The sequence below is a fragment of the Pantoea sp. X-Soil-ISGK-421 genome (assembly GCF_059730785.1).
Window position 1 is genome coordinate 3,575,836 of the sequence record NZ_AP035979.1, and the last position, 14,591, is coordinate 3,590,426.

Below are 14,591 nucleotides of genomic sequence, written 5' to 3' on the forward strand. Positions count from 1 at the left end.
GTCACGCCTCTTGCTGCTCCAGCGCGTACTTATATAGTGCGTTCTTCTTCACGCCATGAATTTCCGCCGTCAGCGCGGCGGCTTTCTTCAGGGGCAGCTCTTTTTGCAGCAGCGCCAGCGTACGCAACGCCTCAGCCGGCAGCGCTTCTTCATCGGCTTTGTGGCCTTCAACAATCAGCACCATCTCACCTTTACGACGGTTTTCATCTTCCAGCACCCACGCCAGCAGTTCGCCCACCGGCGCGCCCTGCAGCGATTCCCAGGTTTTGGTTAATTCACGCGCCAGCACCACATAGCGCTCGCCGCCCCACACACTGACCATATCTTGCAGGCTATCGATCAGGCGATGAGTCGATTCATAGAAAATCAGCGTACGCGGCTCCTCGCCCAGCGCACGCAGCACATCGCAGCGTCCTTTACTTTTAGCCGGTAGAAACCCTTCGTAACAGAAACGATCGGACGGTAACCCCGCCGCGCTTAATGCTGTAATCGCTGCGCAGGCGCCTGGCAATGGCACTACGCGCACGCCAGCTTCACGACAACGACGCACTAAATGGTAGCCGGGATCGTTGATTAACGGCGTACCCGCATCAGAGACCAGCGCAATGCTCTGGCCCTCTTGCAGCTTGGCTAACAGTACCTCAGCTTTCTGCTGTTCGTTGTGGTCGTGAAGTGCGAAGAGTCGCGCATTGATGGCGAAATGTTGTAGCAACAGCCCGGTATGACGTGTATCTTCCGCTGCGACTAGATCGACGCTCGAGAGCACCGTCAACGCTCGTTGAGTGATATCACCCAGGTTACCGATCGGGGTAGGAACGATATAGAGCGTGCTGGCAGAAATCTCTGCCCGATCGAGTTGTTTCATTGTTTCATCCGAATTGCCGATTTAATATTGAGCATCTTGAAAAAAACATCACTGGATACAGTATGCTTCCTTCAAAAGTCGTACGTCATAAAGCAGGACGCTTAGTACCTGTTCTTCTCGCTGGGCTGATTTTAGCCGCATGTAGTGGTCAGGGACCGCAACAAACCTCTAACGTCAATATTCAGGGTCCTGCGACTGGCCGGTCTGACTATTATCTGCAACAGGTGCAGCAAAGCAGCGATGATAGCAAGACCGACTGGCAATTACTTGCCATCCGTGCCCTGTTGAAGGAAGGAAAGTATCCGCAGGCGGCTAATCAGCTTACTCAACTGCCGCAACAGCTGAGCGATGTGCAACAGCAAGAACTGCTGCTGCTGCGTGCGCAAATGCAGATTGGTCAGCAGGACTATAGCGGCGCACAACAGTTGCTCGGTAAGGTAAAAAGCGGCGATCTGTCGCAGGATCAGCAGGTGCGCTACTACGCGCTGCAAATCGCGGCGGCCCAGAATCGTCCTTCACTGCCGCTGCTGCGTGCCTATATTGCTCAGGAACCGCTGCTGAAAGGCGTTGATCACCAAAGTAATATCGATGCAACCTGGCAAGCGCTGACGCAAATGACGCAGGATCAGATCAATAGCCTGGTGATTAATGCTGACGAAAATACGCTGCAAGGCTGGCTCGATCTGCTGAATACCTGGCGCACGAACAGCCAGGATCCGCAGATGTTGAAAGCGGCGATTAAAGACTGGCAGACGCGCTATCCGCAGAACCCAGGCGCGAAAACGCTGCCCACTCAGCTCAGCCAGGTGCAAAACTTCACTAAAGCGTCGACGAATACCATCGCGTTGCTGCTGCCGCTCAATGGCCAGGCGCAGGTGTTTGCCAACGCGATTCAGAAAGGCTTCACCGATGCACGCAATGGCGTGCTCAACGCGCCCGCGCCGCAAGCCGCGCCAGCAGCACCTGCCGCCGACGATGCCAGCGCGCAGACGCCAGCCGACACTAACAGCGTTGTCAGCCCAGCCGTTGCAGGGAATACACCACCGCAAACCGAGCAGCCGCAGCCAGCCGCACCACCGGCTGCCGCGCAAGGCGACAGCAATGCGCAGGTGAAAGTGTATGACACCAGCAGCCAGCCCATTGCGCAGGTGATGCAGCAAGCACAGCAAGATGGCGCCACGCTGGTGGTCGGCCCGCTGCTGAAAAACGACGTAGAACAAGTGGTCAACAGCCAAACCCCACTTAACGTGTTGGCGCTTAACGAGCCAGAACAGATCCAGAACCATCCGAATATTTGTTACTTTGCGCTTTCTCCTGAAGACGAAGCACGCGATGCCGCGCACCATATCTACGAGCAGGGCAAACGCCAGCCGTTGCTGCTGGTGCCGCGCAGCAGCTATGGCGATCGCATCAGCAAAGCGTTTGCGCAAGAGTGGCAAACGCTGGGTGGTTCAACCGTACTGCAGCAGCGTTTCGGCGGCGTCGGCGAACTGAAGCAAGGGATCAACAGCGGCGCCGGTATCGCGTTAAGCGGTACACCGCTCAGCGTCGAGCCTGCACCATCGCAGAGTGTAGCGATTGCTGGCCTGACGATCCCAGCGCCGCAATCCAGCGCACCGGCGCCAACGGCAGATGCCAGCAGCGGCAGCGTTGATGCGGTGTACATTGTTGCCAGCCAGGATGAGCTGCAGCTGATCAAACCAATGATTGCGATGCGTACCAGCAGCCGTAACAATACTGCGCTGTACGCCAGTTCACGTAGTGCGCAGGCGGGCGCAGGTCCGGACTTCCGTCTGGAGATGGATGGACTGCAATTCAGCGATATTCCGCTGCTGTCCGGTAACAATCCCGGCCTGATGCAGCAAGCGGCGAAGTCGTTCAACAACGATTATTCGCTGGTTCGCCTTTATGCGATGGGCATTGATGCCTGGACGCTGGCGAATCACTTTAACCAGATGCGTCAGGTGCCAGGCTTTGCCATTGATGGCAACACCGGCAAGCTGAACGCCGACACGGATTGCGTGATCAACAGGAAGTTGGCATGGAACCAGTATCGTCAGGGACAGATCGTTCCGGTGCAGTAAACCGCCAGCGCATTGGCGCTGAGCAGGAACAACTGGCGCGCCGTTTTCTGGAGCGCGCCGGACTGCAGTGGTTCGCCAGCAATGTCCGCTGTCGCAGCGGGGAAATTGACCTGATTATGCGCGACGCCGATTGCTGGGTTTTTGTTGAAGTGCGCTATCGTCGCGATGCGCGCTACGGCGGTGCCGCCGCCAGCGTAACGCGCCAGAAACAACAAAAGCTGCTGCGTGCTGCCGCGCTCTGGTTGCTGGCGCGTGGCGGCAGTTTTGATACGGTGAATTGCCGTTTTGACATCATTGCCATTACCGGGCGTGAGCTGGAGTGGCTGCCCGATGCCTTTAATGCCGATGGATAGAACCAGGTGGTCTTGTGCAGGACAGAATTAAAGCGTGTTTTACCGAAAGTATTCAGACACAAATCGCCGCAGCCGAAGCGCTGCCCGATGCGATTTCCCGCGCCGCGATGACGCTGGTGCAATCGCTGCTGAACGGTAACAAAATCCTTAGCTGCGGGAACGGTGCTTCGTCGGCCAATGCCCAGCATTTTGCCGCCAGCATGATTAACCGTTTCGAGACGGAGCGCCCTAGCCTGCCTGCGCTGGCGCTGAGCGCCGATAATGTGATGCTGACGGCGATTGGCAACGATCGTCTGCACGATGAAATTTACGCCAAGCAGGTTCGCGCGCTTGGTCAGGCTGGTGATGTGCTGCTGGCCATTTCCACCCGTGGCAACACCCGCGATATCGTCAAAGCGGTTGAAGCTGCGGTTACCCGCGATATGACCATCGTTGCGTTAACCGGCCACGATGGCGGTGAACTGGCGGGCCTGCTCGGTCCGCATGATGTGGAAATTCGCATTCCATCACATCGTAGTGCGCGCATTCAGGAAATGCATATGCTGACGCTGAACTGCCTGTGCGATTTGATTGATAACACTTTGTTCCCACACCAGGAATGACTGAAGGAGCTCAAATGAAAGCATTGAACGCTGTCGCCATTCTCTTCACGGCCCTGCTGCTGCAAGGCTGTGTTGCCGTGGTTGCAGGCGGCGCTGCCGTCGCCACCAAAACCGCCACTGACCCGCGCACCGTGGGTACGCAGGTAGATGACGGTACGCTGGAGCTACGCGTCTCTAACGCACTGGCAAAAGATGAGCAGATTAAAAACCAGGCACGCGTTGTTGTCACCGCCTATCAGGGCAAAGTGCTGCTGACCGGTCAATCGCCAACGCCAGATCTGGCGAGCCGCGCCAAACAGATCGCCATGGGCGTAGACGGTGCAACCGAGGTGTATAACGAAATCCGTAGCGGACAGAAAGTCAGCCTCGGCACCTCGTCATCCGATACCTGGATTACCACCAAAATCCGCTCGCAGCTGCTGGGCAGCGATCAGGTGAAATCTTCGAACGTCAAAGTGACCACCGAAAACGGTGAAGTGTTCTTGCTGGGTCTGGTCACAGCAGAAGAAGCGAAAGCGGCGGCCGATGTTGCCAGCCGTGTGAGCGGTGTAAAGCACGTGACCACGGCCTTCACCATTCTCAAATAAACGTTACTGCACATTATCAGGGCGACTTCGGTCGCCCTTTTTTATGCTGCACGGTTTGATGCGCAATAGATTGCGCCGCGACAAAAGATGTTATGCAGGCAGATCAATCACCAGCGCGCGCAGCGGCGTTCTGGCCTGCAGGCTAATCTGGTTCTCATCGCTAAGAAACGCGCCGTCGCCGCAGCTCAGCGGCTGCTGATTGGCGCTGCTCGCCTGCACATCCAGCGAACCATGAATCGATTGCAGATAAGCGCGCGGCCCGTGTAATTTTACGGTGTACTGCTCGCCTGGCGATAACGTCACCTGATGCACCCAAACCTGCTGGCGCAACTGCAGGCTGCCCTCCGCACCATCGGGTGAGGCGATCAACACGCTGGTTTGCTGCGGCAGTTCGAGCTTCTGCAACAGCGGATTTTCACGCTCCGGGCAGGCAGCCAGCCACAGCTGCATACGCGTTAGCGGGCGATCTTTGCTGATGTTGATTTCGCTGTAATTCACCCCCTGACGCGCAGAGAGCAGCATCGCCTCGCCTTCACGCGCAATCAGGTGATTGCCTTCACTGTCGCGGTACTCGGCTTCACCTTGCAGCACCAGATTCAGCACATCGACCTGCGGATAACTGCGCGGCTGGAATGCGGCGCCCGGCGCCAGAATTTCCTGGTTAAGCACGCGCAGTGACGCGTAGCCCATTAATTTTGGATCGAAATAGTGGCCAAATGAGAAGCTGTAGCGCGCCTGCAACCAACCGAAATCGGCCTGGCCACATGCGGACGCGCAGCGGGTTGTCATCATGATAATCCTCCGACACGCTGCGGTGAGATTCGACCGCAGGCTTGATGGGATTATGGTAAAAGTCTGGACGCCGGATTGTAAGCCAGTTAATCTGCCCGGCATGTTCAAATTTACTGACAGAGAATCGGCATGGCAAAAGACCGCGCGTTAACCCTTGAAGCTTTACGTGTGATGGATGCTATTGACCGCCGTGGCAGCTTTGCCGCTGCGGCCGATGAACTGGGTCGCGTCCCTTCCGCGCTGAGTTACACCATGCAGAAGCTGGAAGAGGAGCTGGATGTGGTGCTGTTTGACCGTTCCGGCCACCGCACCAAGTTCACCAATGTGGGTCGCATGCTGCTGGAACGTGGCCGCGTACTGCTCGAAGCCGCCGATAAACTCACCACCGATGCTGAAGCGCTAGCGCGCGGTTGGGAAACGCATCTCACCATCGTGGCCGAAGCGCTGGTTCCTACCGAACGTCTGTTTCCACTGGTAGAAAAGCTGTCAGAAAAAGCCAATACGCAGATTTCGCTGATCACCGAAGTGTTAGCCGGTGCCTGGGAGCGGCTGGAACAGGGACGCGCCGATATCGTTATTGCCCCGGATCTGCACTTTCGCGCCTCAACCGAAATCAACACCCGCAAGCTTTACAGCATTATGAGCGTCTACGTTGCCAGCCCGGATCATCCGATTCATCAGGAAGCTGAGCCGCTGTCAGAAGTGACGCGCGTAAAATACCGCGGCATTGCGGTAGCGGATACGGCGCGCGAGCGACCGGTGCTGACGGTGCAGTTACTGGATAAGCAGCAGCGTCTGACGGTAAGCAGCATGGATGATAAACGTCGCGCACTGCTGGCGGGTTTGGGCGTGGCGACGATGCCCTATCCGATGGTGGAGCAAGATATCGCCGAGGGGCGTTTACGCGTGGTGAGCGCAGAGTATACGCGCGAAGTGGATATTATTATGGCGTGGCGCCGCGACAGCATGGGCGAAGCGAAAGCCTGGTGTTTGCGTGAGATTCCGAGGTTGCTGGCGAAGCGCGGTTAATCTGATTGAGCAGGTCGCCATGAATGGCGACCCTACGGATTGCGCGTTTTGTAGGGTCGCCATTCATGGTGACCTCGTTGCAAACCGCACCGTTCACAACCGGCTCAAACAATCGATCGCCACCGCTTTAAAGCTGACAAAATCCGCGCAATCGCGCAGCCGCGTCGTCGCCCTTTCGCGCAGGAAGGTGACGAACAGATCATAAATCGCCATCGCCTCTTCATATTCGCTTTTGCTGATCGCCAGCAGGAAAATCACTGAAGCTGTCTCCTCACCCCAGCTGACGCCGTGCGGCGCCAGCACCGTGTAGACCACGGTTTTCTGCGCCAGCAAACCAAGTGAATGCGGCAGCGCGATGCCTTCGCCGAGCAGGGTGCTGACGATCGCTTCGCGCTCCTCCACCGACGGATAGAAATCCGCATCGACAAAACCTTCGCTTTCCAGCTGATTGCACAGCAGGCGGAACAGATCCGACTGCGCCATCGGCTTATCCAGCACCATAAAGTGCTGCGCGTCGAAGTACTTCTCCAGCATGTAAGGACGCGTGCGATCCACCAGCACCAGCTTACCGAGCTGCTCCAGCTGGAATTCGGTCGGGAACGGCGACATCACCACAATCGGCTTGTTCTTCTCGCTCAGCCGCGCAGTGGAAACGACGAAGTCTTCATCAATATGCTCGCGTAACTCGTAGTCGCGCTGCGACAGCCGCGCCGTAACCACTAACTGTGGATATTTGCGCAGCAGCAGCGCCTCAATCATGCGCAGCGTTGAGTTGCCGCTGTCGCACACCAGCAATACCTGCGGATGGCGCTGATAGCCAACTTCGTAATGCCTCTCCAGCCCCACGCCGATATGCAGTACCAGAAAACCGATCTCGTTTTCGCTGATGGTGTAAGGCGTGTATTTGCCCCAGCTGGTTACCGCCGCCAGCGTCACATCGTAGGCCATTGGATAGTGCTGCTTAATGTTGCTCAGCAGCGGATTGGGGATATGGATCTGATAGCGTACCCGCGTGATCATGGTTTTGATATGGGTGCGCAGGTCGGCGCGCAGCTGTTCATCGTGCTGCAGTCGATAGTTGTAATGGGTGTTGATGTAATTCAGCAGGTAATCGACCAGCGCATCGGCATCATCGGCATTAATGGTGCTGGGTGCCAGCGCCTGAATCTGCCGCGCGGCAATGTTGACCCGCAGCCAGTTCTCTTCCGCCTGTGAAATCGGCTTGCCGACCAGCGGACGCATCAGGTTAATCAGGTCGTGTGCCGCTTCGCGCACTTCCTCACCCACATCTTCTGCCCCGGGATCGTTAAGCGGGAAACCTTCGCTAATACGCCGCACCGCCACCGCGCAATAGATTTGTAAATAACGATCGCCTTCATCGCTAAGGCGAATCGCGTGCTGGGCAAAGCACTGTTGCAGCAAAGGTTCGAGCTGCGCCAGCATGCCGCTGTGTAGTGCTTCCACCGTCAGCAGCGGGCTCTCCGGCGTTTCCTGGTCGATCTGCCACAGCAAGTCAGTTAAGCAGGTGCGGATCGCCGCCTCGCTGCCAAACAGCTTCATACCGTAATGCGGTTTGGTTTCGATATTAAGGTGATAACGGCCGAGCCATTCGCGAACGATCGCCATATCGCTTTGCAGCGTGGCGCGGCTAACGAACCACTCTTCCGACAGATCTTCCAGCTTGATGGAATAGGCGGCGGTGAGAAAGCGCGTCAGCAGATAACGCACGCGCTCCTGAGACGTGCGCGGCACCCGCAGCGGCGTGGCGCTCTCTTGCTGTAAGCGACCAAAGCGCGCCGCATCGTCAATTTTGAGTTGATATCCCGCGCCGCGCGCCAGCACAAACTGCGCGCCGTGCTGTTCCAGCAGCGCGTTCAGCGCGGTGATATCGGTGCGCACCGTGCGCGTCGAAACGGAAAAGCGGCGTGCCAGCTCATCCTGCGGCAGGGTTTCATTTTGCAGCGCAGCGAAAAGCTGGGTCAGACGCTGATTGGGAAATCTCACGGAGCCTCACCTGTTACTCATTTGTTACAGCAGTTTCTTGCACGTTGCCAGAAGCTGACGCACATCGTCAATGCGCGTGTCGCCGGTTGCGCTATCGATAATCGAACTGTAGACGTGCGGGATCACTTTGCTGACACCGGCGTCGAGCGCAATGCGCACAATCTCTTCGAAGTTGTTGAGATCGATACCGCCGGTTGGCTCCAGCCAGAAGTCGTGACGCGCACAGGCTTCCGCCACCGCACGATACTCATTCACCGCCTTCAGCCCGCCCATCGGGAAGTACTTTACCGAGCTGCCACCCATGTCCTGCAACATGGCGATAGCGCTGTCGATCGGCACAATCGCGTCGGCACCCTTTGAACTGCGCGGCCCGGTAGAGATTTTCACCCTGCCCGGCGTACCGGTTGGCGAAATCAAACCGTTCACCACGGTGTGGTTCTGGCCGAGCAGCGCACGACTGGTCGCCACGCCAGTGAATACCTGATTGACATGTTGCGGTTGCAGCACCGCCGAGATTTCACTCACCATCGCCGACTGGTTCGGATCGCCCGCGCCCAAACCTACTGAGAGCGCATTGTCGATCAGCGCAGCATACTCGCGCATATCGGCAATCGCTTCGTCATTGCTGGCATAGTTTTTTGACAGCACGCCCACCAGCACATGGCCTTCCGCCGCCTGCCAGATTTCTTTGGCATTCTGCTTCGAACCGGCCAGCACATTCAGGCACAGGCGGCCCTGATAGAAATTCGGGTTGAGACTCATGCGCGTGTTCCTCCGCTGATCAACGCCTGAATAGCGCTAAAGATGATGTGCAGCTGATCGGCGCTGACGCTGCGCACATCGGCTTCGATGATGCCTTCGTTGGCTTTGTAGCCACGGAAATAGATGGCGATGTCGCCGGTTTTCAATGCCTGCACCAGCTCGCCGGTCGGCCAGCCGGTGACCGCTTCATCGAACTTGATTTCAGCACGCGCGATATCGCGTCCCGCCGCATCCCACACCACGCGCGCGGTGACACCGTTCAGGGTGTTGAGGTTGTCGATGAAAGGCGTCATGTTGGCCACCATCTCGGCACCGCTGGTTTTCGGCTGCACCAGATAGTTTTCAATCGCCTGCGTCAGGCCGAGAATGCCCTCTTTGCCGACTTTCATCGCGCGACCAATGCCATTGCTCTGGCGTTTCACCCATTCAACGTACTGTGTGCGACCAATCACCAAGCCGCTGGTCGGCCCTTCAATTGCCTTGGCACCGCTGTAAATCACTAAATCAGCGCCCATTTGGTAGTAACACTGCAAATCTTCTTCAGCTGCCGCATCAACGATCAGTGGAATGCCGTGTTTACGCGCCACAACCGCCGCCTGCTCAACGCTGAGATGGCTTTTCTGCACGCAGTGGTGCGATTTGATATACATCAGCGCCGCCGTGGTCGGCGTGATCGCCGCCGCCAGCTGCTCTGGCGAACATTCGTTGCTGTAACCGGCTTCGATCAAGCGACCGCCGCCCAGTGCCACCATGCTGCCAACCGGCGCGCCGAAGTTCACGTTGTGCCCTTTTGGCACCACGATATCGTGCGGCACGCTGAGCGGCGCGGCGTGCAGATTCTCCAGCAGCCAGTCGTTATCTTTAACGATTACCGCCGCCACGCTCTGCGCAATGCCCGCCGAGGCGCACGACACCACCACTGCGTTTTCTACGTCCAGCAGTTTGGCGATGTAAGCGCCAGTCTTGTTGACCAGATCTTTCATCTCGAAGTAATGATTCAGACCGTAGCTGACGGTATCCACCACATCCGCAGACGGCGTGGAAACGCCCAGAATGGTCATGCGGCCCGAGGCATTGATGACCTGCTTCAGGTCATATTTTTCATAAATCGAAGACATGATTCGCTTTCCCTTCATCAGTCAGATGCCAGTGACCCGCGATAACCACGGCCAACGGCAGCACATGTTGTTCACCCATCACCCGCTCGCCTTCAGCATCGACGAACGGGCGGGCTTCCTCTTTGACGGTAAAAATGGTCAGGTCGGCGTCATAACCTGCGGTTAAGCGCCCTTTGCCCGCCAGACGCAGACCAGCAGCGGCATTAACGGTGACGCACGCGATGATTTGCGGCAGCGTCATGCCAATGCTGAAGAATTTCGACATCACGTGCGCCAGGCTATGTACCGGGCCGTTGATGCGGTTACGACAGTAAATATCGGAGCTGATGGTGTCGGGCAGAATGCCCTGCGCGATCGCCTGACGCGCCACCTCGAAGCTAAAGCTGGCGCCGCCGTGACCGATATCCAGCTTCACGCCACGCGCAATGGCATTTTTTACTGCCGCTTTCAGCTCGCCCTGCGGCGATAAGATGCGGTTTGGTTTGCCGTTGAAGCAGTGGGTAATGATGTCGCCAGAGGTCAGCAGATCGGCGATCTCTTCCAGCACCGGCGGGTTATTGCCGATGTGTACCATCAGCGGCAAATTGCCCGCCGCCTGCTGAATGGCCTTGGCACGCACCAACGGCTGAATGCCGTTTTCGCCCACCACGCTGCTGCTCATACGGGCTTTCAGGCCGACGATAAAATCGGGGCGGCGTTTCACCGCCTGTACCACCGCCTCGCCATCGATCTGTGCCATATCGGCCAGCTCGTTTTGCGTCACAATGCCGGTGCGCGAGATGTTAATCAGCGCACGTACTTCGGTGGTGGCCGAACGCGTGAGCTGGTAAAAGTCGTCGATATCATCTGCGCCGGTGCTGCCTGCATCCACCACGGTGGTGACGCCTTGCGCCATGCCAATGGTGTCGGCTTCGTCGTGATAAATCGGAGATTTGGGATAACAGTGCACGTGGCTATCAATCCAGCCAGCGCTGACGTAGTAACGTCCCGCGAGATCGCGCTCCTGCTGTGCCGCGCCGCTCACCTCGCCGACGGCGGCAATTTTGCCGTGCTGGATCGCAATATCTACCAGCTGTTCATCGCACAGACGGGCGCGGCGCAGAATCTGATCAAACATGTTTACTCCTATACTGCGATTGTTGCCAGGTGCGCATGAATGCGCACCCTACATGACTGAAAATGCGCACCCAACATGTAGGGTCGCCATTTATGGCGACCGTCCAATCAGCCGCATTACAGCGAAATCGGGAACATCGCACCTAACACCATCGCGCCCAGAATCGCGCCACCGGTAATCGGCTTATTCCACAGGTAGAACAGCAGCGCGCCGACCAGCGAACCGAGACCAATGGGAATCGACGCGGCCATGGCAGACAGGATAATCAACGGCCCAAGGAAGCGGCCTGATGCGTTACCCGCGCCCATCATCACGTCTGCACCGTACGTCGAGTCGCTCTGGTTGATGGTGAACTTACGCGCCAGGATGATCAGATAACCAATCGCTAACCCCACCACCAAACCGGTGGCCAGCGAGGCGGCGAAGTTGGCGACCGGGAACACGATGCCCGCACCGAGCAGCAGCGCGGGCACGCCGAGGCCGACGCCAGTCTGGATCGCACCGCCGATATCGAGAATCCCTACCAGCGAACCTTCGATAATGCGTGCGAAAAGGAAGCTGGCACCGAATGCCGCGACCGCGCCATACACGCCGGTTTCCATACCGGAACGCAGCATGGAGACAAACGCCACTTCGTTAAACGCACCAATGCCGTACAGGTAATACATGTGGGTACCGGCAAACACGCCGGAGGAGAGCAGGCCAACAAAAATCGGGAAAGACCAGTCGGCGTACCAGAACCCTTTGTTTTCGTTCTCGTTCATGCTGATGGCTCCTTATTTGCCGCTGACGCTGTTGTGGATCATATCCAACCAACCCGGAATACCCAGTTGGAAGGATTGCAGCAGTTTCATATCGAAACCGCGGAAGAAGCCACTCAGGGCAAACAGCAATACGATGGCAAACATCATCACCTTGGTGACTTTGTTCCAGCCGCTCTCTTCCACGCCTTTACCGATCAGGATGCCCAGCACCAAACCCGGTACGGCGTTGCCCATGATCAGCTGCGCCAGACCGCCAAAGATGGTGGCCCAGAAACCTGATTTCTTACCGGCATCAATCGCGGCCAGCCAGAAAATCACCGGCATCACGGTGTTCACCAGCAGGTTAGCCGCCGGCACCAGCACTTTGACGGCGGTGACTTGCAGCGCCGCCGGCACCGCTGATGCGGTGCTGTTAAGGAAGGCCACCACAATCATGCCGATGATGCCGCAGGCAATCGCCATGCGTTTCGGGTTATGCAGCGTTTCGGCCACGTTACGATTCTTCACCATCAATGCTGCCGCGCCCCAGTTCGGCAGGATGCGGTGGTCAACGTCCTGCGTGAAGGAGCCTGCCGCAACGGATGATGCCCAGGCGTTAAAGAAGAAGCCGAGACCAAAGGAGAAGTGCGATGCCGGATCGCCTTCACAGGAATTGAGTTCACCCAAGGTACGGAACGCGCCCATACCTTGCGTGGTCGGGGCGTGGAACATGCGCGCTGCGCCTGCTCCCACCCCAACGCCAACCAATCCGCCAATGATTAACGACTTAAACAAAATGATTAAAAACATGATGTTGACCCTTTGTTGTCGTTTTTACCCTACATATTTAGATGCTGGGATGATTAGGGTGTCGCCGTGAACGTGATGTTCTCGGTGTCGATCACGGTGACGCTAACGGTAATGTCCAGCTCAACGCTGTAACTCCGTCGCTCACGCGCGAGGAAGAAGAAGAGAAACTTCTCCTTTCGCACGCTCTCCTGCGCGCGCAGCACCCGCACATCCATGGGTTCAATGCGCAACAGAATCTTTTGGCTGGTGCGCAGCACTTGCTGCTGCACCTTGCTCAGCGCATCGGCAAAGGCTTTTGCTTTACTGTCGCCTTTGCCCTGCACCGTTACCTGCGTCTCATATTGCTGTTTCATGCTTAGCTGCCGTGTTTTTTAGTCCAGGCCTGCACCAGACGCTCACCCAGCTCTTCTTTATCCATAAAGCCAAAGCCCAGCACGGTGGCACCTTCATTGATGGCGGTAACCCCTTCGTCAATTGAGCGCATGCCGTGTTTGGCTTTGTAGCCATATTTGTTCTGCGCGGTAATAGCGCCCGCACCGCCGCTGCCGCAGAAGGAGATGCCGAAGTCAGCGTTTTCCGCTTTCATCACGTCACCCAACTTCATGTCGGCTGCCACGCCCGGCACCACCACCGCACGACCACCCGCTTTCTCAATACCCGCGGCTACTTTCTGACCTTTACCCAGACGATCGCCAATCACTACAGTTACCATGTTCAATTCCTCGCAATTTATGCTTCGTTCGCTTTCGCCACTTCGATATGGACCGATAACAGCCAGGCTTCTTCTTTTGGCAGATTGCCAAACAGATCCACCACCTGCTGCGCCAGCGCCATGGTTTGCGGCGAGATATCTTCAAACAGTTCAGCCTCGACCTCTGGCAGCGCTTCACCCGTCAGGGAGCGCGCTGCCATCGCACGGACATGCGAAGCCAGCATCTGCTGCTGTACGGCATTGGCTTCGATGTGGTGTGCGGTGTAGATCGCGGCAATTTGGCTTAACACATTATCCGCCAGCGCCTGAATCGCTTCCGGCGTGCTCGGTTTCAGCGGGACAGCTTCACTCCTCACCTTGTTACTCCTGTTTACAGCGGACAATTACAGATAATTCGCGTTGAAAAGAAATTACGCTTTCCGCTACAGGCTGTTGAGACGCATCTTTTCCACCTCAAAGTGGAAATCCCACGGGCGGGTGTGCGCCAGATCTCAGGACGCACGAAGTGTGCGAAATCGGTCACAAAATGCGAAAAATGATGGGTTTATGTGGATTCAAACGGTGAAAAGGCAAGAAGGGATAAGACCAGCCGTTGGGCTGGCCGGGTTATCAGCGGAATTTCTTATGGTTGGCGTTGCGAATCTCTTCCAGTTTCTTCGCTTCGGTTTTGGCTTCATCCAGCTTGTTGGCCTGCGCTAACTTATCGACCACGTCGATTTGCGCAATCAGCGAATCCAGACCGGCATGGTAATCCTTGATCTGCGCGCTATCGGCCGCCTGACCTTCCAGTTTTTCCGGCGTAGATTGCTTAGCATCCGTTGCCGCCTGGCGCATTTTGCCTAACGCGGTGTGCATTTCCTGCGCGTCAGAGGTTTTTTTCACCACGCTCAGCCCCTCCTTGAGCGCATCCATATCTTTTTCCAGATCGGCCGCAAACACGTTAGCCGAGGAGAACAACAGCGACAAAGACAACATTGCGATCAAATGCTTATTACGCATTGGTATTTCCTTTT

At 56.9% G+C, this 14,591-nt stretch carries 17 protein-coding genes; 5 read left to right on the forward strand and 12 right to left on the reverse strand.

All coding sequences use genetic code 11. The annotated features are described in order from the left end of the window. Position 1: 1 nt before the first annotated feature. Positions 2-865 carry a 16S rRNA (cytidine(1402)-2'-O)-methyltransferase gene (rsmI, locus tag AC6I8K_RS16430; protein WP_064738418.1) on the reverse strand — a complete coding sequence of 288 codons (864 nt, stop codon included), beginning with the start codon at positions 863-865 and terminating at the stop codon, positions 2-4. Positions 866-927: 62 nt separating this feature from the next. Between rsmI and AC6I8K_RS16435 the strand changes: the two genes are divergently transcribed. Genes AC6I8K_RS16435 through dolP form a run of 4 tightly spaced genes read left to right on the forward strand, consistent with a single transcriptional unit; the run spans position 928 to position 4,491 of the window. Then, complete coding sequence (locus tag AC6I8K_RS16435) at positions 928-2,949, forward strand: penicillin-binding protein activator (protein ID WP_497827090.1); 2,022 nt, start codon at positions 928-930, stop codon at positions 2,947-2,949. Further along, entirely contained in the window at positions 2,907-3,302 is a 396-nt protein-coding gene (locus AC6I8K_RS16440) for a YraN family protein (RefSeq protein ID WP_064738416.1), read from the forward strand. Before AC6I8K_RS16435 ends, AC6I8K_RS16440 begins: the two co-directional genes overlap by 43 nt. A 14-nt stretch (positions 3,303-3,316) precedes the next feature. After that, positions 3,317-3,904: a DnaA initiator-associating protein DiaA gene (gene diaA / locus AC6I8K_RS16445; RefSeq protein ID WP_007890352.1), complete on the forward strand. Its 588-nt coding sequence runs from the start codon at positions 3,317-3,319 to the stop codon at positions 3,902-3,904. Positions 3,905-3,918: 14 nt separating this feature from the next. Then, complete coding sequence (dolP, locus tag AC6I8K_RS16450) at positions 3,919-4,491, forward strand: division/outer membrane stress-associated lipid-binding lipoprotein (RefSeq protein ID WP_064738415.1); 573 nt, start codon at positions 3,919-3,921, stop codon at positions 4,489-4,491. 90 nt (positions 4,492-4,581) lie between these two features. Here dolP and AC6I8K_RS16455 read toward each other — a convergent pair whose 3' ends face one another. After that, on the reverse strand, positions 4,582-5,283 hold the full coding sequence (locus AC6I8K_RS16455; RefSeq protein WP_497827091.1) for a pirin family protein: 702 nt from the start codon (positions 5,281-5,283) through the stop codon (positions 4,582-4,584). 129 nt (positions 5,284-5,412) lie between these two features. Between AC6I8K_RS16455 and AC6I8K_RS16460 the strand changes: the two genes are divergently transcribed. Beyond that, complete coding sequence (locus tag AC6I8K_RS16460) at positions 5,413-6,312, forward strand: LysR family transcriptional regulator (protein WP_064738413.1); 900 nt, start codon at positions 5,413-5,415, stop codon at positions 6,310-6,312. Positions 6,313-6,405: 93 nt separating this feature from the next. Here AC6I8K_RS16460 and AC6I8K_RS16465 read toward each other — a convergent pair whose 3' ends face one another. From AC6I8K_RS16465 to cybC, 10 genes are all read right to left on the reverse strand, one after another. Further along, positions 6,406-8,316 carry a BglG family transcription antiterminator gene (locus AC6I8K_RS16465; RefSeq protein WP_064738412.1) on the reverse strand — a complete coding sequence of 637 codons (1,911 nt, stop codon included), beginning with the start codon at positions 8,314-8,316 and terminating at the stop codon, positions 6,406-6,408. 24 nt (positions 8,317-8,340) lie between these two features. After that, entirely contained in the window at positions 8,341-9,078 is a 738-nt protein-coding gene (gene dagF / locus AC6I8K_RS16470; RefSeq protein ID WP_497827092.1) for a 2-dehydro-3-deoxy-phosphogluconate aldolase, read from the reverse strand. Next, positions 9,075-10,196, reverse strand: coding sequence for a DgaE family pyridoxal phosphate-dependent ammonia lyase (locus tag AC6I8K_RS16475; protein WP_497827093.1), 1,122 nt, complete (start codon positions 10,194-10,196; stop codon positions 9,075-9,077). Before AC6I8K_RS16475 ends, dagF begins: the two co-directional genes overlap by 4 nt. Beyond that, positions 10,180-11,313: an amidohydrolase/deacetylase family metallohydrolase gene (locus AC6I8K_RS16480; RefSeq protein WP_497827094.1), complete on the reverse strand. Its 1,134-nt coding sequence runs from the start codon at positions 11,311-11,313 to the stop codon at positions 10,180-10,182. Before AC6I8K_RS16480 ends, AC6I8K_RS16475 begins: the two co-directional genes overlap by 17 nt. A 116-nt stretch (positions 11,314-11,429) precedes the next feature. Next, positions 11,430-12,077, reverse strand: coding sequence for a DUF4310 family protein (locus tag AC6I8K_RS16485; protein ID WP_064738408.1), 648 nt, complete (start codon positions 12,075-12,077; stop codon positions 11,430-11,432). 12 nt (positions 12,078-12,089) lie between these two features. After that, positions 12,090-12,866: a DUF4311 domain-containing protein gene (locus AC6I8K_RS16490; RefSeq protein ID WP_007892190.1), complete on the reverse strand. Its 777-nt coding sequence runs from the start codon at positions 12,864-12,866 to the stop codon at positions 12,090-12,092. Positions 12,867-12,919: 53 nt separating this feature from the next. Further along, entirely contained in the window at positions 12,920-13,219 is a 300-nt protein-coding gene (locus AC6I8K_RS16495) for a DUF4312 family protein (RefSeq protein WP_483816292.1), read from the reverse strand. A 2-nt stretch (positions 13,220-13,221) separates the two neighbouring features. Further along, on the reverse strand, positions 13,222-13,578 hold the full coding sequence (locus tag AC6I8K_RS16500; RefSeq protein WP_008103553.1) for an SFCGS family glycine-rich protein: 357 nt from the start codon (positions 13,576-13,578) through the stop codon (positions 13,222-13,224). Positions 13,579-13,595: 17 nt separating this feature from the next. Further along, on the reverse strand, positions 13,596-13,934 hold the full coding sequence (locus tag AC6I8K_RS16505) for a glycine dehydrogenase (protein WP_064738406.1): 339 nt from the start codon (positions 13,932-13,934) through the stop codon (positions 13,596-13,598). Between the two features lie 253 nt (positions 13,935-14,187). After that, positions 14,188-14,577, reverse strand: coding sequence for a cytochrome b562 (gene cybC, locus AC6I8K_RS16510; protein ID WP_483816294.1), 390 nt, complete (start codon positions 14,575-14,577; stop codon positions 14,188-14,190). Positions 14,578-14,591 lie beyond the last annotated feature (14 nt).